Annotated in this window: 27 protein-coding genes; 25 read left to right on the forward strand and 2 right to left on the reverse strand. The window is 38.2% G+C overall.

Annotated elements, in window-relative coordinates; translation table 11 throughout:
- Window positions 1-264 precede the first annotated feature (264 nt).
- From atpB to ACWOEC_RS02150, 18 genes are all read left to right on the forward strand, one after another.
- A complete protein-coding gene (gene atpB, locus ACWOEC_RS02065) occupies window positions 265-984 on the forward strand; it encodes a F0F1 ATP synthase subunit A (RefSeq protein ID WP_455305594.1) in 720 nt (239 codons plus the stop codon).
- Window positions 985-1,007: 23 nt separating this feature from the next.
- Window positions 1,008-1,223, forward strand: a complete 216-nt coding sequence (gene atpE, locus ACWOEC_RS02070; protein WP_016185790.1) for an ATP synthase F0 subunit C — start codon at window positions 1,008-1,010, stop codon at window positions 1,221-1,223.
- A 46-nt stretch (window positions 1,224-1,269) separates the two neighbouring features.
- Window positions 1,270-1,794: a F0F1 ATP synthase subunit B gene (atpF, locus tag ACWOEC_RS02075; protein WP_455305595.1), complete on the forward strand. Its 525-nt coding sequence runs from the start codon at window positions 1,270-1,272 to the stop codon at window positions 1,792-1,794.
- Window positions 1,781-2,323, forward strand: coding sequence for a F0F1 ATP synthase subunit delta (locus ACWOEC_RS02080; RefSeq protein WP_297075812.1), 543 nt, complete (start codon window positions 1,781-1,783; stop codon window positions 2,321-2,323). Before atpF ends, ACWOEC_RS02080 begins: the two co-directional genes overlap by 14 nt.
- Before the next feature lie 23 nt (window positions 2,324-2,346).
- A complete protein-coding gene (atpA, locus tag ACWOEC_RS02085) occupies window positions 2,347-3,864 on the forward strand; it encodes a F0F1 ATP synthase subunit alpha (RefSeq protein ID WP_455305596.1) in 1,518 nt (505 codons plus the stop codon).
- Window positions 3,865-3,888: 24 nt separating this feature from the next.
- On the forward strand, window positions 3,889-4,794 hold the full coding sequence (locus ACWOEC_RS02090) for a F0F1 ATP synthase subunit gamma (RefSeq protein WP_297075816.1): 906 nt from the start codon (window positions 3,889-3,891) through the stop codon (window positions 4,792-4,794).
- Between the two features lie 25 nt (window positions 4,795-4,819).
- On the forward strand, window positions 4,820-6,226 hold the full coding sequence (gene atpD, locus ACWOEC_RS02095) for a F0F1 ATP synthase subunit beta (protein ID WP_297075817.1): 1,407 nt from the start codon (window positions 4,820-4,822) through the stop codon (window positions 6,224-6,226).
- A gap of 14 nt (window positions 6,227-6,240) precedes the next feature.
- The gene (locus ACWOEC_RS02100) at window positions 6,241-6,663 is read left to right on the forward strand and encodes a F0F1 ATP synthase subunit epsilon (RefSeq protein ID WP_297075819.1); all 423 of its coding nucleotides are present in this window, start codon (window positions 6,241-6,243) and stop codon (window positions 6,661-6,663) included.
- 109 nt (window positions 6,664-6,772) lie between these two features.
- On the forward strand, window positions 6,773-7,006 hold the full coding sequence (locus ACWOEC_RS02105; RefSeq protein WP_297075821.1) for a DUF1146 family protein: 234 nt from the start codon (window positions 6,773-6,775) through the stop codon (window positions 7,004-7,006).
- A 54-nt stretch (window positions 7,007-7,060) separates the two neighbouring features.
- Window positions 7,061-8,353 (forward strand): UDP-N-acetylglucosamine 1-carboxyvinyltransferase, encoded by a 1,293-nt coding sequence (gene murA / locus ACWOEC_RS02110; protein ID WP_455305597.1) that lies wholly within the window; start codon window positions 7,061-7,063, stop codon window positions 8,351-8,353.
- Between the two features lie 13 nt (window positions 8,354-8,366).
- Complete coding sequence (locus ACWOEC_RS02115; protein WP_455305598.1) at window positions 8,367-8,543, forward strand: DNA-directed RNA polymerase subunit beta; 177 nt, start codon at window positions 8,367-8,369, stop codon at window positions 8,541-8,543.
- Between the two features lie 16 nt (window positions 8,544-8,559).
- On the forward strand, window positions 8,560-8,841 hold the full coding sequence (yidD, locus tag ACWOEC_RS02120; protein ID WP_455305599.1) for a membrane protein insertion efficiency factor YidD: 282 nt from the start codon (window positions 8,560-8,562) through the stop codon (window positions 8,839-8,841).
- 148 nt (window positions 8,842-8,989) lie between these two features.
- Entirely contained in the window at window positions 8,990-10,162 is a 1,173-nt protein-coding gene (locus ACWOEC_RS02125) for an ABC transporter substrate-binding protein (protein WP_455305600.1), read from the forward strand.
- A 72-nt stretch (window positions 10,163-10,234) separates the two neighbouring features.
- Complete coding sequence (locus ACWOEC_RS02130; RefSeq protein WP_455305601.1) at window positions 10,235-11,113, forward strand: branched-chain amino acid ABC transporter permease; 879 nt, start codon at window positions 10,235-10,237, stop codon at window positions 11,111-11,113.
- 9 nt (window positions 11,114-11,122) lie between these two features.
- Window positions 11,123-12,103 carry a branched-chain amino acid ABC transporter permease gene (locus ACWOEC_RS02135; protein WP_297075835.1) on the forward strand — a complete coding sequence of 327 codons (981 nt, stop codon included), beginning with the start codon at window positions 11,123-11,125 and terminating at the stop codon, window positions 12,101-12,103.
- Window positions 12,081-12,857: an ABC transporter ATP-binding protein gene (locus ACWOEC_RS02140; RefSeq protein WP_297075837.1), complete on the forward strand. Its 777-nt coding sequence runs from the start codon at window positions 12,081-12,083 to the stop codon at window positions 12,855-12,857. The genes ACWOEC_RS02135 and ACWOEC_RS02140 overlap by 23 nt, the downstream gene beginning before the upstream one ends.
- Window positions 12,857-13,558: an ABC transporter ATP-binding protein gene (locus tag ACWOEC_RS02145; protein ID WP_455305602.1), complete on the forward strand. Its 702-nt coding sequence runs from the start codon at window positions 12,857-12,859 to the stop codon at window positions 13,556-13,558. Before ACWOEC_RS02140 ends, ACWOEC_RS02145 begins: the two co-directional genes overlap by 1 nt.
- 3 nt (window positions 13,559-13,561) lie before the next feature.
- On the forward strand, window positions 13,562-14,203 hold the full coding sequence (locus tag ACWOEC_RS02150) for a CBS and ACT domain-containing protein (protein ID WP_297075842.1): 642 nt from the start codon (window positions 13,562-13,564) through the stop codon (window positions 14,201-14,203).
- A 317-nt stretch (window positions 14,204-14,520) separates the two neighbouring features.
- Here ACWOEC_RS02150 and ACWOEC_RS02155 read toward each other — a convergent pair whose 3' ends face one another.
- Together ACWOEC_RS02155 and ACWOEC_RS02160 are read right to left on the reverse strand one after the other, a co-directional pair.
- Window positions 14,521-15,696, reverse strand: coding sequence for a tyrosine-type recombinase/integrase (locus ACWOEC_RS02155; RefSeq protein ID WP_455305603.1), 1,176 nt, complete (start codon window positions 15,694-15,696; stop codon window positions 14,521-14,523).
- A 50-nt stretch (window positions 15,697-15,746) separates the two neighbouring features.
- A complete protein-coding gene (locus ACWOEC_RS02160) occupies window positions 15,747-16,415 on the reverse strand; it encodes a helix-turn-helix domain-containing protein (protein ID WP_455305605.1) in 669 nt (222 codons plus the stop codon).
- Window positions 16,416-16,614: 199 nt separating this feature from the next.
- Here ACWOEC_RS02160 and ACWOEC_RS02165 point away from each other — a divergent pair, with 199 nt between their 5' ends.
- The 7 genes from ACWOEC_RS02165 (at window position 16,615) to ACWOEC_RS02195 (ending at window position 20,872) form a co-directional block, all read left to right on the forward strand.
- On the forward strand, window positions 16,615-16,797 hold the full coding sequence (locus tag ACWOEC_RS02165) for a hypothetical protein (protein ID WP_455305607.1): 183 nt from the start codon (window positions 16,615-16,617) through the stop codon (window positions 16,795-16,797).
- Window positions 16,798-16,829: 32 nt separating this feature from the next.
- Window positions 16,830-17,117, forward strand: a complete 288-nt coding sequence (locus ACWOEC_RS02170; RefSeq protein WP_455305609.1) for a helix-turn-helix transcriptional regulator — start codon at window positions 16,830-16,832, stop codon at window positions 17,115-17,117.
- 121 nt (window positions 17,118-17,238) lie between these two features.
- The gene (locus tag ACWOEC_RS02175) at window positions 17,239-17,865 is read left to right on the forward strand and encodes a BRO-N domain-containing protein (RefSeq protein WP_455305611.1); all 627 of its coding nucleotides are present in this window, start codon (window positions 17,239-17,241) and stop codon (window positions 17,863-17,865) included.
- A gap of 2 nt (window positions 17,866-17,867) precedes the next feature.
- On the forward strand, window positions 17,868-18,143 hold the full coding sequence (locus ACWOEC_RS02180) for a hypothetical protein (protein ID WP_455305613.1): 276 nt from the start codon (window positions 17,868-17,870) through the stop codon (window positions 18,141-18,143).
- 42 nt (window positions 18,144-18,185) lie between these two features.
- On the forward strand, window positions 18,186-18,422 hold the full coding sequence (locus tag ACWOEC_RS02185) for a hypothetical protein (RefSeq protein WP_455305615.1): 237 nt from the start codon (window positions 18,186-18,188) through the stop codon (window positions 18,420-18,422).
- A 2-nt stretch (window positions 18,423-18,424) separates the two neighbouring features.
- On the forward strand, window positions 18,425-19,309 hold the full coding sequence (locus tag ACWOEC_RS02190) for a primase alpha helix C-terminal domain-containing protein (protein WP_455305617.1): 885 nt from the start codon (window positions 18,425-18,427) through the stop codon (window positions 19,307-19,309).
- A 3-nt stretch (window positions 19,310-19,312) separates the two neighbouring features.
- A complete protein-coding gene (locus ACWOEC_RS02195; RefSeq protein WP_455305619.1) occupies window positions 19,313-20,872 on the forward strand; it encodes a DNA primase family protein in 1,560 nt (519 codons plus the stop codon).
- Window positions 20,873-20,936 lie beyond the last annotated feature (64 nt).

The following is a 20,936-nucleotide window of genomic DNA, read 5'->3' on the forward strand; positions in this document are numbered from 1 at the left end:
ATTGACGAAAATCAATAAAACTTGCTTTGAATTTACTGTCGATTCTGATAGCATTAGACATAAGCAAGTATGACAAAAACGGTATGATGTCGCTTACAAATGTAATGAAGCTTGTTTTTTTTCAAATTCACGATTTTGTTTGAAAAAATGAAGAAAACACTTTGAATTTTTGCATTAGTGGTGGTATGATACCGTTGTTGTTTAGAATGATTGAAAAATCACAAAACCATTTTTGGGGTTTTGGTTGAAAAGAGGTGAGCTGTTTTGGAAGAACAATCTCTATTGTTTCATATTGGGCCGATTTGGTTTGATGGGACTGTGCTATTGATGACATTATTGTCGTGTTTAATTGTCTTTTTGATTGTGTTCGTCTGCACAAGGAACTTGAAATTGAAGCCTACTGGTAAACAAAACTTTATTGAATGGGTCATTGATTTTGTTCGTAAAGTCGTGGCAGATAATTTGCCAAGCAAAGAAGTGAAATCGTATCACTTAGTCGCGGTTACGTTGTTTTTATTTGTATTTGTAGCCAACGAGATTGGACTAGTGACACGGATCATTTTAAGAAATGAACTCACGTTATGGAAATCACCAACTGCTAATCCTGCAGTTACATTGACGCTAGCGTTAATGGTGATCGCGATGACGCATTTCTTTGGAGTGAAGCAATTTGGATTTAAGGGATATCTAGTAAATTCGTATTTAAAACCGGTTGGATTCTTGCTGCCAATCAAATTGATCGAAGAATTTACCAATATTATTACCTTGGGTCTACGGTTATATGGGAATATTTTCGCAGGAGAAGTGCTATTAGGCTTGCTTGCGAATATGTTCATTAGCTTAGGATGGTGGTCGTTACCGATCGCATTACCATTAGAAATGATCTGGATCGCCTTTTCATTATTTATTGGAGCAATCCAAGCTTATGTTTTTGTTACACTATCAATGGTTTATCTCAGTCACAAAATCGAAGCAGAACATTAAAACACACTTAGGAGGAAATACACATGAATTTTATCGCAGCGGGTTTAATCATTATTGGAGCAGCTATCGGAGCTGGAGTAGGTAATGGGATGGTAATTTCAAAAACAATCGAATCAATGGCACGTCAACCAGAAATGTCAGGTCAATTGCGTTCAACAATGTTTATCGGAGTTGGTTTAGTTGAAGCGGTGCCGATTTTAGGGGTCGTAATTGCCTTTATTTTAGTTTTTGGTCAATAAAAAATAGCCTAAACTAAAACGAGAAACGACGAAAGGAAGTTGCGCGATGCTTAATCAATTGGTAGTAGCAGAAGTCCAAAACACGACTTGGGGCAATATTATTGTCGTAAGTGGCGCGATGTTGATTTTGCTCTTGTTGCTAAAACACTTTGCTTGGGGTTCAGTAAGTGAAATGTTGAAACAACGTGAAGACAAAATCGCAAATGATATCGACTCTGCAGAACAATCAAGACTAAAAGCCGCTGCTCTAGAACAAGAACGGGAAGCTCAGTTGTTGAACTCTCGTGCTGAAGCAGCGACGATCATTCAACAAGCAAAAGACAATGGAGAGATGACTCGCCAAACGATTGTAGAAGATGCAAAAGACGAAGCATCTCGTTTGAAAACAAAAGCGCAATCGGATATCGCCATTGAAAAAGATGCAGCGTATCAAGCCGTTAAAGAGGATGTCGCAGCGATTTCATTGCAAATTGCTGAACAAATCTTACGCAAAGAACTTACTAAAGATACGCATGAAGCATTGATTGAAACATACATTGATACATTAGGATCTACAAATGAAACTCGATAAAGCTACGGTTGGTAAACGCTATGCTAAGGCACTTTTTGAATTGGCGACAGAAGTGCATCAAGAACAAGCGGTTTATGAACAATTACTCGTACTGCGTCAAGTGTTCACTGAAGTTACTGATCTTGGAGAGATTTTAAGTGATGTCCGTTTAGAAATGACTGAGAAACAAGCCATTTTAAGTGCATTGACACCCTCATTTGATCCATTGATCCAAAACTTTTTAGCGGTTGTATTTGAATACAACCGGATGGATGATCTCTTATTGATTATCAAAGAATATGAACGACGCTTTGACGATAAACAAGGATTGATTATTGGTACAGTCACAACCGCCGTTGAATTGACAGCCCAACAAAAATCCGCGATCGAAGCGCAAGTTGCGCCTTTATTAGGATATCAAAAGGCTCAACTTACAGAAAAACTTGATCCATCGATTATTGGTGGTGTTGTGGTTGAAGCCAATCATCAAGTTGTGGACGGTAGTGTAAAGAGTCGCTTAGAAGAATTACGAATGAGATTATCAGAGTAGATAATTGATGAGAGGTGAACTAAATGTCGATTAAAGCAGAAGAAATTAGTGCCTTGATTAAAGAACAAATCAAAAATTATCATCATGAACTTTCCGTTGAAGAAGTAGGAACGGTAACGTATGTCGGAGATGGAATCGCACGTGCGCATGGATTGGAAAATGCGATGAGCGGTGAATTACTAGAGTTTGCGAATGGTTCATTTGGTATGGCACAAAATTTAGAGTCAAATGATGTCGGAATTATCATTTTAGGTGATTTCGAATCGATTCGAGAAGGCGATAAAGTAAAACGTACTGGAAAAATCATGGAAGTACCAGTAGGAGACGCTTTGATTGGTCGTGTTGTCAATTCATTAGGACAACCAATTGACGGTTTAGGCGATATTAAAACTACGCGTACACGTCCAGTTGAGGCGGCAGCTCCTGGTGTTATGCAACGTAAATCTGTAGATGAACCGATGCAAACTGGATTAAAAGCAATCGATGCGTTAGTACCGATTGGTCGTGGCCAACGTGAACTCGTTATTGGTGACCGTAAAACTGGGAAAACCTCGATTGCGATCGATACGATCATCAATCAAAAAGGTCAAGATATGATTTGTATCTATGTAGCTATCGGACAAAAAGATTCAACGGTGCGTGCACAAGTTGAAACGTTGCGACGTTACGGCGCATTAGATTATACAATCGTTGTATCAGCCGGAGCTTCACAACCAGCACCAATGCTCTACATCGCACCATATGCAGGAGCTGCAATGGGTGAAGAATTTATGTATAATGGCAAGCATGTGTTGATCGTATATGATGATTTATCTAAACAAGCGGTCGCATACCGTGAATTGTCTTTACTATTAAGACGGCCTCCAGGTCGTGAGGCTTATCCAGGCGATGTGTTCTACTTGCATTCTCGTTTATTAGAACGTGCTGCAAAATTGAGTGACGAACTTGGTGGTGGGTCGATGACGGCCTTGCCGTTTGTTGAAACGCAAGCTGGTGATATCTCAGCTTATATCCCAACGAACGTCATCTCGATTACAGATGGTCAGATCTTTTTAGAAAGTGATTTATTCTATTCAGGGATCCGTCCTGCAGTAGCTGCTGGACTTTCTGTATCTCGTGTAGGCGGTTCAGCTCAAATTAAGGCCATGAAAAAAGTAGCCGGTACTTTGCGTCTAGACCTAGCGAGTTATCGTGAATTAGAAGCATTTACACAATTTGGTTCTGACTTGGATGCAGCGACACAAGCAAAATTAAATCGTGGACGACGTACTGTCGAAATTTTAAAACAAAAATTACATGAGCCGTTACCAGTTGAAAAACAAGTAGTGATCTTATATGCCTTAACGCACGGATTTATCGATAGTATTCCGGTGGAAGAAATCTTACATTTTGAATCGCAATTGTTTGACTACATTCAAAATAATGCACCAGAAATCTTTGAAACGATTCGCACTACAAAAGATTTACCTGAAGAAAAAATTCTTGATCAAGCAATCAATGGCTGCAAAGAATTATTCCTTGCATCATTAACGAAAGCGTAACAAGCAAAGAAGAGGTGAATAAGGATGGGTGCGTCTTTAAATGAAATTAAACAACGAATCGCTTCAACGAAAAAAACGAGCCAAATTACCAATGCGATGCAAATGGTCTCTGCGGCGAAGTTAACCAAGTCAGAAGCGCATTCGAGAAAATTTCAAATCTATGCATCAAAAGTAAGAGAGATCGTAACCCACTTAGCAGCACAACAGTTGACTGACTTAGCAACTGTTCCTGCTTCTTCTGTGGGCATCAATTACGGCAGTATGCTAATCAGCCGTCCAGTAAAAAAGACTGGGTATATCGTGATCACTTCAGATGGCGGATTAGTAGGTGGCTACAATAGTTCGATATTAAAGCAAATGCTGACGATGATCAATGAAGATCATACATCACCAGATGAGTACGTTATGATCTCTATCGGGGCTACAGGTGCTGACTTTTTCAAGACACGAGGCATTACATTAGCTTATGAACTGCGTAATCTATCTGATCAGCCAAGTTTTGAAGAAGTTCGAAAAATCGTTAATACGGCGACATCGATGTATCAAAGTGGCGTATTTGATGAGTTATATGTATGTTATAACCATCATATTAATTCGTTGACGAGCCAATTTCGGGTGGAAAAAATGTTGCCGATCGTCGATCTTGATCCTAGTGAAGCGAAAACGTACGAACAAGAGTATATTTTTGAACCGTCACGTGAAGAGATCTTGGCGCAACTATTGCCACAATATGCAGAAAGCCTAATCTATGGTGCCATCGTGGATGCGAAAACAGCAGAACATGCTGCTGGGATGACTGCGATGAAAACTGCTACAGATAATGCGAAAAATATTATTGATGATTTAACGATCTCATACAATCGAGCACGTCAAGGTGCCATTACACAAGAAATTACCGAAATTGTTGGTGGTGCAGCTGCGCTCGAATGATTTTTGAGTGAATGGAGGAGAATAAATGAGTTCAGGCAAAATTGTTCAAGTTATCGGACCAGTTGTTGACGTAGAGTTTTCATTAGATCACTCACTACCAGATATCAACAATGCATTGGTTGTTTATAAAAATGATGCGAATAAAACAAAAGTCGTTTTAGAAGCAGCATTAGAATTAGGCGATGGAATTATTCGTGCGATTGCAATGGAATCAACAGATGGATTGCAACGTGGGATGGAAGTTGTCGATATGGGCGAATCGATTTCTGTACCTGTAGGAACGGAAACGCTAGGTCGTGTATTCAACGTATTGGGAGATACAATCGATTTAGAAACTCCTTTTCCTAAAGATGCACCGCGTAGTGGAATCCACAAAAAAGCGCCTAATTTTGATGAATTGAGTACAAGTACTGAGATCTTAGAAACTGGGATCAAGGTAATCGATTTACTAGCGCCTTATCTTAAAGGTGGGAAAGTTGGATTATTCGGTGGAGCCGGTGTAGGAAAAACGGTCTTGATTCAAGAGTTGATTCACAATATCGCACAAGAGCATGGTGGGATTTCCGTCTTCACGGGGGTAGGCGAACGAACACGTGAAGGAAATGACTTATATTATGAAATGAAAGACTCAGGTGTTATCGAAAAAACAGCCATGGTATTTGGTCAAATGAATGAACCGCCTGGTGCACGGATGCGTGTTGCCTTAACAGGCTTAACGATTGCCGAGTATTTCCGCGATGTTGAAGGACAAGATGTGTTGTTGTTTATCGACAATATTTTCCGCTTTACTCAAGCAGGTTCTGAAGTATCAGCATTATTAGGTCGTATGCCTTCAGCAGTAGGGTATCAGCCAACATTGGCTACAGAAATGGGTCAATTGCAAGAACGGATCACATCGACGAAAAAAGGATCGATCACATCGATCCAAGCAATCTATGTACCTGCCGATGACTATACTGACCCGGCTCCGGCAACAGCTTTCGCCCATTTAGATGCGACAACGAACTTAGAACGTAAGTTGACAGAACAAGGGATTTATCCCGCAGTTGATCCATTAGCGTCTTCTTCTAGTGCATTAGCACCGGAAATCGTTGGTGAAGAGCATTATCATATTGCAACTGAAGTGCAACACACCTTGCAACGTTACCGGGAATTGCAAGATATCATCGCTATTTTAGGGATGGATGAGCTATCTGAAGACGAAAAAGTCTTGGTTGCGCGTGCACGTAGAATCCAATTTTTCTTATCGCAAAACTTCCACGTAGCGGAACAATTTACGGGCCAACCAGGGTCTTATGTTCCGGTTCAAGAAACGATCAATGGCTTTAAAGGAATCCTTGACGGGAAGTACGATGATCTTCCTGAAGAAGCCTTCCGTAGTGTTGGACGGATCGAAGAAGTTGTAGAAAAAGCGAAAACGCTAGGTTATTAAAGGAGAGGTGTCTCATGGAACAACAATTAACGGTCAATGTCGTTACACCAAATGGGATTGTCTATGATCACCATGCTACAATGGTCGTCGCGAAAACGATCAGCGGTGAACTAGGGATCCTACCACGCCATGCACCGATTATTGCTCCTTTAATGATCGATGAAGTGAAAGTAAGACGTGTGGACTCGGATACGCATGTGGATTGGATTGCAGTCAATGGTGGGATTTTAGAAATGCGTGATAATCTAGTATCGATCGTAGCGGATAGCGCCGAGCGTGAACGCGATATCGATGTTTCACGTGCTGAACGTGCGAAAATGCGTGCAGAACGTTTGATCGAAGAAGCAAAGCAGCGTGAAGATATCGATGAAGTAAGACGCGCAACGGTCGCGCTTCATCGTGCCGTCAATCGAATCAATGTATCTAAACACCAGTAAGAGTCTCCAAAATGGAGGCTCTTTCTTTTTTCAAGCATAATTTATTTTTTTACCCTTCGTTTTGTGATATTATGGACTCATGAGTTTTTTGTTAAAGGAGCAATGAAAGATGCAAGTTTATGGAGTCGATATTATCATTCGTTTTTGTAGTCATTTGACGTTTATTTATCTTGCCTTTTGGAGTTTGCAAGCCTTACGTTTTGAGACATTATTTCAAAAACAAAAAACCACTCAACTTAAAATTTTGCTATTACTTATGGCAATCGGCTTAGGGTATTTAGCAAGCCAATTCTTTTTAGAAATAATCATCTTAAGTAAAAATTTAGTCACAGTCGGTTTTTAAAAAATAGGAAAAAGAATCAAAGCTATGTTTTTGATTCCTTTGGAGGGAACAATTATGGAAGAAATCATCGTTAAAGGTGGTCAACAATTAAAGGGGTCGGTAAAAATTGAAGGTGCAAAAAATGCCGTCTTACCCATTTTAGCAGCAACATTATTAGCAGAAGAAGGGATTACTACTTTACATAATGTACCGATTTTATCCGATGTATTTACAATGAATGAAGTGATTCGCCAGTTAAATACTAGTGTAACGTTCAATCAAGAGCAAAATGAAGTGATCATCAATGCAACAAAAGAACTACATATCGAAGCTCCATATGAATATGTGAGCCAAATGCGCGCATCAATTGTTGTGATGGGTCCTCTTTTAGCGCGTAACGGTCATGCAAAAGTGGCGATGCCAGGGGGGTGTGCGATTGGAAAACGCCCTATCGATTTACATTTAAAAGGATTCCAAGCACTAGGAGCAAAAATCATCCAAAAAGATGGGTATATCGAAGCGATTGCAGATGAATTGACTGGAGCAGAGATCTACTTAGATTTTCCAAGTGTTGGGGCAACACAAAACATTATGATGGCTGCTGTCAAAGCAAAAGGAACTACTATCATCAGCAATGTCGCGCGCGAACCTGAGATTGTGGATCTAGCGAATATTTTAAATAAAATGGGCGCAAAAATCTATGGTGTTGGAACAGAGACAATGCGAATCGAAGGTGTAACATCATTACATGCAGTCAAACATGCAATCGTCCAAGATCGTATCGAAGCTGGAACCTTTATGGTAGCCGCTGCGATGACACAAGGAGATGTATTGATCGAAGATGCGATCGCTGAACATAACCGTCCATTACTATCAAAATTGAGCGAAATGGGTGCAAAAGTAATCGAGACTGAAGAAGGAATCCGTATCGTTGGACCTAAAACATTAAACGCTACGACAGTTAAAACGATGCCACATCCAGGTTTCCCTACAGACATGCAAGCACAAATGACTGCTATTCAAGCAGTAGCAAACGGTCGTAGTGTAGTGACGGAGACAGTATTTGAAAATCGTTTCCAACATTTAGAAGAAATGCGCCATATGAATTTAGACGTGAAAATCGACGGTAATGTTGCCTTGATCGAAGGTACTGCAGACTTGCAAGGGGCAATCGTAAACGCAACAGATTTGCGTGCCGCTGCTGCTTTGATCTTAGTAGGTTTACGTGCCAATGGAATTACTCGTGTGCGCAATTTGAAATATCTAGATCGTGGCTATTATGAGTTCCATAAAAAACTACAAGGCTTAGGTGCAGACGTTGAACGAGTTTCAGATACTAACGCAGTAAACGCTACAGTAAACGCTTAGGAGTGTGAATCCATTGAGAACAGCACAACCAGTTTTATTGGCTTTATTCAAAGTGTTGATCGTGATGATCATCGCCTTTTTACTTTTTTTCATCGGGCTGATGATCGGCTATGGTGTGTTTGGTGACGGGTCGCCATTTGGTGTGTTTAGCGATAAGTTATGGCAACATATTTTTACGTTTTTTATTTAACAAAGAAGGTAAATACATGAAAAAAGCATTGATTACGCTTGTAAGAGGGTATCAAAAAGGGATTTCTCCTTTATTTCCACCGAGTTGTCGTTATTATCCTACGTGTTCTAGCTACATGATCAAAGCAATTGAAGTCCACGGAGCAATCAAAGGTGTTGCGATGGGAAGCGCTCGAATTGCGCGTTGCCATCCATTTGTCCAAGGTGGACTAGATTATGTGCCAGAACAGTTTTCGCTAGGACGCAATAGAGTAGATAAAGTAGAACCAAAATACGAAAAAAGAGAAGGAAACGAGTAATATCGTTTCCTTCTCTTTTTGTTATTTTATTATCTTTGCCAAATAGTGACAGAATAAAGAAAATATTCTGAAAATTCGTTGACTTTCGTTTTAATTTTCGGTATATTATGAATCATATTCAAACGGAAAATAAGGGAGGAACATCTAAATGAAGAAAAAATTTGCGTTTTTGTTTGCGGGTCTTGTTTTGTTAAGCGCATGTAGTGCGGGTCCTACTGGAAAAGATAGTAGCGATGGTGGCAATAAACCATCTGGTGATACGATTAAAATCGGGGCTAATTTAGAGTTATCTGGTGACGTTGCTGGATACGGTACGCAAGAAAAAGAAGGAATTGAATTAGCCGTTGATCAAATCAATAAAGATGGCGGAATTTTAGGTAAAAAAGTCGAATTGATCGTCAAAGACAATAAATCAGATAATAATGAAGCAGCTACTGTTGCGGCAAACCTAGCAACGAATGATAAAGTGGTAGCAATCATTGGGCCAGCAACTTCTGGAGCAACCAAAGCAGCTACACCAAATATCACAAAAGCCAAAGTACCAATGATCACACCTTCAGGAACAGATGATTCGGTAACGATGACTAATGGTAAAGTACAACCTTACGTATTTCGTTCTAGTTTCCAAGATAGTTTCCAAGGGAAAGTGTTAGCGGAATTTGCACAAAAAAATCTAGATGCTAAAAAAGTTGCGATTTTAGGCGATAACTCAAGTGATTACGCTATTGGGTTAACAAAAGCCTTTAAAGAAACTTATAAAGGTGATGTCGTCTTAGAAGAAAACTTTACTAAAGGAGATAAAGATTTCCAAGCAGTCTTAACGAAACTAAAAAATACGGATTTTGATGTTTTATATATCCCAGGTTACTATGAAGAGGCTGGTTTGATCATCAAACAAGCGCGCGAATTGGGAATCGAACAACCGATTTTAGGGGCGGATGGTTTTGGTGATGAGAAAATGATTGAATTAGCTGGAGCACAAAACGTAACGAATGTGTACTATACCGGTCACTTTTCTACGTTAGCTCCTGCAAATGATACAGTCCAACCATTTATCGATGCTTTTAAAGAAAAATATGGTAAAGAACCTTCAACATTTAATGCTTTAGCCTATGATGCGATGAATATGGTGAAAAAAGCAATCGAAGATGAAAAGTCTGCGGATTCTGAAGCTATTACAAAAGGATTAGCAAACTTGAAAGATTTTGTTGGAGTAACAGGAAATATTACAGTAGATAAAGATCATAATCCTGAAAAATCAGTAGTCGTGATCGAATACAAAGACGGTAAAGAAAGTTCTGCCGTAACAGTTGAACCATAAATAAAAAGGTAGACTGGAGCAAAATCGTCAGATGGTTTTGTTCCAGTTTCTTTTTAAGAAAGGATAGATAATATGGAAATGCTTATCCAACAATTAGTCAACGGACTATTTTTAGGAAGTATTTATGCCTTAATGGCATTAGGATACACAATGGTATATGGAATTATAAAATTGATCAACTTCGCACACGGTGAAGTCTATATGATCGGAAGTTTTATTGGGTATTTTTTAATTAAACAATTAGGGTTAGGTTTTTTCCCAGCGATGATTTTGTCGATGATCGGCTGTGCGGCGTTAGGTGTGATGATTGAAATTTTAGCGTACCGTCCGCTACGTAAATCGACACGTATCTCAGCCTTGATTACGGCAATTGGAGTATCTTATTTATTGCAAAATGTGATGATCTACTTTTTTACTCCAGATAAACGTTCGTTCCCACAAGCAATTGAACGTCAAACGTACAATCTCGGCTTTTTATCGATAAGCAATATCCAATTATTGATTTTAGGTGTTTCCTTGATCTTGATGATCTTGCTTCAATTGATCATCAAAAAAACACGCATGGGAAAAGCGATGCGTGCAGTGAGTGTCGATCCTGATGCTGCCCAGTTGATGGGAATCAATGTTAATCGGACGATCTCATTTACGTTTGCACTAGGTTCAGCACTTGCTGCGGCTGGTGGAATGCTGATTGGATTGTATTATAATTCGATCGATCCAATGATGGGGGTTGTACCTGGATTGAAATCATTCGTAGCGGCTGTTTTAGGTGGAATCGGTGTGATTCCGGGAGCTGCAGTGGGTGGATTTGTGATTGGGTTAGTTGAAACGATCTCAACGGCATTAGGATTGTCTGCTTATAAAGATGCATTGGTATATGCGATCTTGATTTTAATCTTATTGATTCGTCCAGCAGGTATCTTAGGTAAAAATATTAAAGAGAAAGTGTAGGTAGCTTAAATGAAAAAAAATTTAAAATACAATCTCGTTTGGCTGCTGATTGCCTTGGTGTTCTATTTTGCATTATTCGGCTTGTATAACGGTGGTGCAATCAATATCTTTACCGATGCTATCATTGTCAATATCGGGATCAATATCATGTTAGCTGTTAGTTTGAATTTGATCATTGGATTTTCTGGTCAATTTTCATTAGGACATGCTGGATTTATGGCGATCGGTGCATATGCGAGTGCGATCATTACAAGTCAAATGCCTACAGCTGGTGGATTCGTACTTGCCTTGATCGTAGGGATGATCGTAACGGGAGTTGTAGCATTAGTAGTTGGTATTCCTACGCTGCGACTAAAAGGAGACTATTTAGCGATTGCGACTCTAGGGATCTCTGAAATTATCCGTATCTTGATCGTTAATATGGGATGGTTAACCAATGGGCCTTCTGGGATCTTTGGTATTCCAGAATTTAGTAATTGGCAGATTGTATTCATCTTTGCATTTATTAGTATCTTATTTGTGTCAAATTTTATCAATAGTGGTTCTGGTCGTGCAACTTTAGCTGTTCGTGAAGATGAAATTGCAGCAGAATCGATGGGAGTAAACACTACTAAATTTAAAGTAATCGCATTTGTCTTTGGCGCGATGATTGCAAGTCTTGCTGGATCACTGTATGCAAGTTACCAACAATCTGTATTCCCAAGCGACTACACCTTTAACAAATCAATTGATATCTTAATCATCGTTGTATTCGGTGGTTTGGGCAGCACGACGGGTGCCATTGTTGCAGCTGTGGTTTTAGGGATTATCAATATGTACTTACAAGATTTCGGAAGTTTACGGATGATCATCTATGCATTGGCTTTAATTATTATTATGATCTTTAAACCAAGTGGACTTTTGGGTACTTGGGAATTTTCAGTAAAACGGATATTTGATCGGTTTACGAAGAAAGGAGAGGACACGAATGCCCCTATTAACGGTAAATAATTTAACCAAGCATTTTGGTGGATTGACGGCGGTCTCTCGTGTCAACCTTGAAGCAAATGAAAACGAGTTGATTGGTCTGATCGGACCAAATGGAGCTGGAAAAACGACATTATTTAATTTATTAACGGGTGTTTATGAGCCAAGTGAAGGCGATGTGTTATTGCATACTGATGGTAAAGACCAGCGATTAAATGGCATGAAACCATATAAAGTAGCTGATCTAGGCTTGTCTCGTACATTTCAAAATATTCGCTTATTTAAAGAGTTGACCGTAATGGATAATGTATTAATCGCTATGAACGCTAAGAATAAAGAAGGCTTTTTAACGAGCGTCTTTCGCTTGCCTAAATTTTATCAAACTGAAGCACGAATGCGTGAAGAAGTGCTGTCATTATTAAATATTTTTGATATGGCATCAAAAATCGATACGCTAGCAAAAAACTTGCCTTATGGTGAGCAACGTCGATTAGAAATCGTACGTGCCTTGGCGACAAAGCCAAAAGTACTCTTTTTAGATGAACCAGCAGCGGGCATGAATCCACAAGAAACTGCAGAATTAACAAAATTGATCCGTAAGATCCAACGTGAGTTTGGGTTAACGATCGTGTTGATCGAACACGATATGAATCTTGTAATGGACGTGTGCGAACGAATCTATGTATTGGAGTACGGCCAAGTGATCGCGCATGGAACACCAGTCGAGATCAAAAATAATCCACGTGTGATCCAAGCGTATTTGGGAGGAGAGTTGTGATGTTAACCGTAGAAAATTTATCGGTCCATTATGGAATGATCCAAGCTGTTCATGATGTCTCTTTTCATGTAAATGAAGGAGAAATCGTCTCTTTAATTGGCGCCAATGGAGCTGGGAAGACAACGATTTTACGAACGATTTCTGGATTGATTCGTCCTTCTAATGGATCGATTACATTTAAGGACCAATCGATTCAAAAAATGGCTCCACAAAAAATCGTTTCTTCAGGACTATCACAAGTCCCAGAAGGGCGTCACGTTTTTGCAGAGTTAACGGTTCAAGAAAATTTAGAGATGGGCGCATTTTTGCGTAAGGACAAACAAGTCAAAGAAGACTATGCTCAGGTCTTTAGCAAATTTCCAGTATTAGAAGAACGAAAGCACCAAGATGCAGCGACCTTATCAGGTGGAGAACAACAAATGCTGGCGATGGGACGAGCCTTGATGTCTAAACCCAAATTACTATTACTAGATGAACCTTCGATGGGACTAGCGCCGATTTTTATTCGCGAAATCTTTTCAATCATTGAGGAAATCAAAGCACAAGGAACTACTGTCTTGTTGATTGAGCAAAATGCAAATATGGCCTTATCGATTGCCGATCGTGGATATGTACTTGAAACCGGAAAGATCGTATTAGAAGGAACGGGTCAGGAATTATTAAGCAGTGAAGAAGTCAAAAAAGCGTATCTAGGAGGATAAGAGATGAGTGTTCAAGATTTTATGACGAAAACAGTTGTAACGGTAACACCGGATACACCTGTATTTGATGCAATTGATTTAATGAAGCAACATGAGATCCATCGCTTACCTGTCATGCAAGAACAAAAACTGGTTGGATTAATTACAGAAGGAATCATTCATGAGTCGCTACCTTCAAAGGCAACCTCATTAAGTGTTTATGAATTGAATTATTTAATCACAAAAACCAAAGTAGGGGATGTGATGTTAAAACAAGTTGAAACGATTGCACCTGATGCATTGTTAGAACAAGCAATTGCAAAAATGCGACAAAAAAATATTGCTGTATTACCAGTTTTGGATGAAACGACCTTGGTAGGGATCATCACCAATAATGATATTTTCGATGCTTTTTTAAAAATCACAGGCTATACTCAAGGTGGGACGAGAGTTGCCATCACCATCGTCGACGATCAATTAGGAATAATTGCGAAAGTTGCACAATTATTAGCTGATCACCAGTTAAGTATCGTGACCGTCGTCGTCGATCATCAAACGACAAAAACGATTATTGAAGTACAAGTCGATACGACAGACACACAAGCAGTCGAAACATTATTGACTAATGCAGGATATGAGGCACATGCAGTGCTAGTGCAACCATAGTCAAAAAGGCTGTGCGAGAAGTGAGCAGTAAACGGAATAAACCGAATCGTTGCCGATAATAGGTGCACCTATTATCGGCAAGGATTCAGTTTATTTTCAAGAGAACTATTCCTAGGATATCGGTCTCTTGAAAGTTAAGAAGGAACGATAGACTTTTGTCATAGCTTCTTGCTTTAAAGATTCTATATTTTTTTATACTTTTATGCTAAACTCTTAATAAAATAATAACTAAACGCCAAAGTCCTTATGTATCAAGGGTTTTAGCGTTTTTATTTTTAGCAAATTTAAAAATGATTACAGTTTTGATTACAGTAAGCCTAAAAATTAGCAAATTTAGTTAGTTTTTCGATCGTTTTCGTTTGTGCTTCACTCGTCACATGAGTATAGATATTCATGGTCATTTCTATATTTGAGTGACCAAGCCGAACTTGTGCTTCTTTCATAGATACATTACTTTCAAAAAGCATTGACGCATGAGAATGCCGATACGCATGAGTGCCGATAACAGGCAAATTACATCTTTTAGCTATTGTCTTACTGTTAAACAAAACAGTGTGTGAATTTAACATTTTCCCGTGCCATTGAGTAAATACATGATCCGCCTTAGTAATACCATTAGCAAAAAGTAGTTCTTTTTGTTTTAATTGCCATTGTTTTAATATTCGCATGGTTTTATGATCCATCGCTAGCGTTCTATTTGAGCTTTTCGTTTTAGGCGATGATACTACATAGCCCTTTTTAACTTTGCTTAGTGTTTTGTTGATCGTGATTGTATTGTTTAGAAAATCAATATCCGACCACGTAAGGGCACACGCTTCGCCTACACGCATACCCGAAAAAGCAAGCGTACGATATAAGGAAAGTGTTAACAGGGTTCTGTACTGTTTCCCGATGTTCTTATTAGCCGATTGCTTCACATCGTTTTCTAGCGTGTCCATGATAAGCTTTATTTGATCCGTAGTATAAAACTTCACTTCTTTTTCTTTCACTTCCACGGTACTTTTTGGATAAATCACATTTTCAAAAGGGTTTCTATCTATCATTTCTAAAGACACCGCAAATTTAAAGATTGCTTTCACGTATTGGACTACCTGCTTATATGATTTTCTTGTTTTAGAAACACGATTGACTTCTTTTTGAGCCATCGCAGGCGTTACCTTGTTTATTTTGATATGACCCAAAGTAGGCATAAAATGTTTTGTGACATTTGCGTATGTTTCCATTTTAGTGACTTCCTTAACCGTCTTAGAATAGGTTTCAAACCACAATTCGAATACTTCTTTAAACGTGCTTTCTTTTTGTTGTTTTCCATATTCGCCACGATCAAATAACATCTTAAGCCGAGTAGCTTCCTTTTTCGCTTCTTTGAGCGTATCAAAGCCCCGTCTAGTCACACGGACTTGTTTCCCGTATTCATCTAAACCAAGGTACAGGGAGTTGATAAGCCATTTCTTAGTGCCGTCTTTTTTCTCGTATTGTTTAAAATTTCCCATTTTCTTTTTCTCCTATCAGCTAGGGCAAGCAGGCGGAGAGAGTGGAAAAGTTATGGTGTTTCTATAGTTCCATCGTTTTTTCTTCTTGAAGTTTTAAATTTTCTTGTTTTTATATCATATAAACAAATTCTTATAGCAGACAATTTAAAAACTAAATTTCCTATTTCTATGCTCAACTCTGTGAAAACTTGACTCTCAAAAATACCCCAGTGTTTTGAATTAAGAGTATTCTCCATAAAGATAGAAATATCATCAAATTCTTCTTTTAAAATCATTTCTTTAAAATCATTATCACTAAAATTTTCATATCCGACTATATGAAGTCTAGCACTACTGAATCTTTCAAAATTATCTTCAGTATTTTTAAGACCACTTGAAATAACTAGTATTGCTAATATTTTTTTATCTTCTTTATTTTTTAGTACCAAATTATAATGAATGCTATTGTCTGTTTTATAAGGTTCTTGTACTGAATCTATAAGAAATTTTTTTAAGGTAATTTCATTTTGCTTTGGTTCGTGTTCATAATTTAACAGTTCGTAAATTGAAATTTTTAAAGCATCGCTAATTTTTAATAGAGAGTCTAATTTTGTTTTTACAGGTAATTCGTAACTGTTCACTAATTCAGATACTAATGTTCTACCTAAATTAGATTTTTTTGCTAATTCAGTTACAGTCATATTGGAACGTTCCATAAAGTAACTTATATTATTTCTCATCTTTTCACCTCAAGACAATTATAAGTGTTTAAGTTAATGAACGTCAACAACAAAAGATGTTCATTTTTTTATTATGTTCATTTATATGAACATTAAAAATTATTGTTGATTTATTTAGCGAACGTATGATAAGATGTTTTTAGCGAACGTTCTAAAAATATTTGTTCGTTATAAAGAACAAAAAATAGGAGGTAAACACATGAAAGCAAATCAAGAAATTAGAGATCAAATCTTTTTCAATCGTTTAAAAAATTGGGAAGTAGCCCAAGCCGTAGGGATCAGCGATTCTAGGTTAAGCGTATGGCTAAGAACGGAATTATCCGATGAACGAAAAGAACGAGTGCTTAAAGCTATCGACTCATTGACGAAACAACCCCAATAATTGAGGTAACTCACTGAAAGGAGGTGTGAACGATGAGCGATGGACGTTTAAGCGTTGAGATCAGCCACGTACTATCAGAGGAGCAACTAGATCAAATAGCCGAGCAGGTACTTAAAACCACGCTAGAAGCGATTGAGCAGGCGAAACAGTCCGCAAGCTATAAACGACTATTAAGCCGTAAACAGGCGTGTGAGTTCTTAGGAGTGTCCCCGCAGGTATTACAACAGTTTGTAATGCAGGGCTTACCTGAATACAAAGCGAGTGAGCGAATTTACTATTATGATCGTGATGAAGTGATCCAATTTATTAAAAATAAATAAACGCTAGGGCAAGCAGAAACGAGATCACATGGTTTTATGTAATGCAGGCGATGGAACAAATTGATTTTGCAGATAGTTTTAAATTGTCGCTAGGTATTTATTTAGAAAGGACAATGCACGTATGAAAGTAGAAACATGGAACGGTCACGAAATAAGGTTCGTTGAAATTGAGGGCGAATGGTGGGCAATTGCTAAGGACATCGCAGAAGCATTGGAGTATAAACAAACAAAAAATATGTTAAGACTAGTTCCTAGAGCGTATACCTCGTTTCGCATTTTGCATGGTCAGGTACAAAGACGTGAATATGCAATATTATCAGAATTTGGCGTTTATGAAGCAATATTCAGTAGTCATAAACCACAAGCCGAAGCATTTAGGACTTGGATATTTGAAGTTATCAAGAATTTGCGACAAGCAAGCGGTATTGAGGGATATGAAATTTTCAAATTACTTGATCCGGTACACCAACAAGAAGCGATGGCCGTTATTCAGCATAATTTCATTGATCCAAAGCCGAAAAATTACATCAAAGCAAATATGATTACAAACAAAGCGGTATCAATCAAATTTGATTTACCTAAGTCAATTAATAAAAAAGATATGACACCGGAAATGCTAATTTATAGACGTGAAATTTTGGATCAAGTGGTGGAATTGATGGCATTTGAAGAAAAGCACAACTTAGGTATATCTGTAAGTGAAAAAATTTATGCCATGGTTGAAAAAGAAAAAGGAATTGCAATTTAATGATGAGATATGAGGATAAAAAAAGAACCTTAAGAGTGTTTTCAACTTTGGACGGTCTGAAACACTCAAAAGGCTATCAGTACGGTATTTCACGTACGCTTTTATTCTTATATCTTACCATTTTAAAAGATCATAAGAAAGCGAGAATAAGAGATTATGGAAAGAATAAGAAGAATTTTATTTATAGCATTACTTTGTTTGTTGTCATCGCCACTTACATTGGTTGTAAAAGCCATTGTGTGCCTGCCGATAGCATTGTACTTGGTATTGGACTTTGAGGAGTTCACTTTTAACCAACGACAAGGGGGACAACGCTAACCATGGATAAAACTAGAGAATGTAACACAATGGGGAATAGTTTAAACGATGATTTACTAGATACGCTTACAGTACAAGCAAATCATATTAAAAACGCACTAGAGGGGATCATAAATGGTCTTTACGACATAAATTGTAAAGATCAAATTGAAAAGTTAAATATACTTATCGCCACAAGTGAAGCCGTTAAGGTACTGACAGAAAAACACACAGATCATTTGGAATCATTGGAGGTCTAGCCATGATATACACCAATATTGTAAATACAAAAGAACCTATGAAAATTGAGAAGTTGCGAGATAATCGTGACTTTTCTTTTTTTAGAGAGTATGAGCCCCAAAAGTTCCCCTATCCTACTAGCAAGGATCAAGAAAGAGCGATAAAGCTATATCATATGAGAATTGTTATAGCAGGCACAATGGCCGGTTTACATCGCAATGATGAGAACCTGCAAAGCCGTTCGCTTCTTTTCTTAGATATTGATGGCGTGCAGGAACCCGAAGCCGATATGATGGCAAAAATTGACCTTAAGCTAAGCGGATTTAATTATGCCCTTTATCCAACGCTTAAGTATAAACCTATCGACAACGTTCGCTATCGTTTAGTGGTGGAGCTAGATCGTGAAGTAAATAGCGATGACTATCAAACGCTTGTCTTTGGACTGTATGAAACGCTAGGGATCGTATACACGTTCGATCAGTCTAATAAGACGTTCTCACAAGCTCAAGCATTGCCGATTATCACGGAATACACCAAAGAAGCACAAACACGTTATCAAGACGATAAAAAGGTTTTTCCCGTGGATACGTTTTTGAATATTTTTAGGAATAACCCCAACTATACGCAAGCTAAACCGAAACAAAAGCCGTTTTATACAAGCAATCACACAAACAAAAAATATACAGGGGCTTTTCTTGATGAATTGGTAGCAGGGGCGATGAACGGCAATCGTAATAATTGGATCGCACGACAAATCAGCCGAATGTTAAATACAGGGGCAGAACTTGAAACAATTTACACCATGATAAGCGTAGTAAATCAAAACTTTTTGTCTGATCCGTTGCCACAATATGAGGTAGATCAAGCATTTAAAAGCATGACGAAAAAACACAGTAAAGGGGCATAGCTTATGGAACCACTAGATCAAGACATGGCACAATTTATTAAAGAACAAAATACATTAAGAAATCAAAAACCTAAGTTCGTAGACATCAAGCAGGAAGTAAATCGCATTTCATCGCTAGACACAATGGAGGAAACACAAGAAGCACTTGACCAACTAAACGCAATCACACCCACTTGGTTTTTTGCTTACATTGAGGAAAAAGGCAAAAAGTACCTGATTAAAAAAGCATTTAACCATGAAAAAATGGGCGATATGCTTATCAGTAAATATAAGCTAGTCAAATATCCTAAACTCATTGAGGGAGCCGTCTATGAAGCTTCTAAGGGCATTTGGAGATACTTTGGTAAAAGAGAGATGGATATATTCGTAGGAAACGAAACGATTAGCGAATTAAAGCGATGGAATTTTTACGAACGGGACCAATACGTCAATCAAACGATCCGTTACGTGTCTAATATGAGTTATGACAAAAGCTATCCTAGTGTAACCCCATTTGAAACAAGTAAACCCGAACTAGTCGCATTTAGAAATGGAACCTACAACCTTTTGACCGATGAAATGTACAATCATTCGCCTGATTATCATATTATGACTTTTCATGATTATGATTTAAATATGAGTGGCAAAGAGAACCCACATACCAACGCTTTACTTGATGGAATGGTAGGCGAGAACGCTATATTTTTAAAACAATTCATCGGCTACATGTTTTATCGTAGTTATTCGCCTGCACAAGAGATGGTTTTCTTTAAAGGAGAGGGCGGAGAGGGAAAAAGCTCCCTGCTTAACTTTATTACAAAGTACCTTGTAGGATCGGAAAATGCTTCAGCAATCACGCCCCAAGACTTATCGAACGACAAATTTTTGAGTGCCGAACTACTAGGCAAATCAATAAATGTAAGTGCCGATATATCAGATAATTACATCAAAGATACAAGTTTATTGAAACGCATTACAGGTGGCGATTTTTTTACCGCCCAATATAAAGGGATACAAGGCTTTACGATGACTAACTATGCTAAACAAATCTTTTCGGCAAATAGTCTACCACGTTTCAGCGATTTATCGGGAGGGTTTGGAGCTCGTTTAGTTGTCCTGCCATTTATTAATGGGAACCAACGAGATAAAGACGCTACTTTTTGGAAAGATCATGATATGAATAAGATAGAGCAGGAAGCCCCTAGCTTTACTTATGAGTGTATTCGGGAGTTTAGAAAGATATTTAACGGCAAAAAGGCCACGTTTACTAAGCCTAAGAGTATGCAGGAAGCTATACAAAAATGGTTATACGAAAATGACCATATAGGCGAGTTCTTAACTGAATACACCAATATAAATCTAGTGGATCATCGGGGAGAGATCGCCACCACTGTATACGATGAATACACCAAGTTTTGTGCCGTTAATAAATACCTTGCTAAGTCATCGCAGGCATTTAAATCATATCTTGAGAAAAAAGGGATCACTAAGAAAAGAACCACCCAAGGGTATGGAGCAGATGGAGGAACGAACCAATGGAGATACATTGGACTAGAATTAATACGCCCAAGCTTGAATAATTAAATTCTTTCCAAGTTTTACCAATTTATTTCCAACTAGTTTCCAAGTTTTTTCCAACTTTTAAAAG

This window comes from Enterococcus bulliens, from assembly GCF_053761865.1.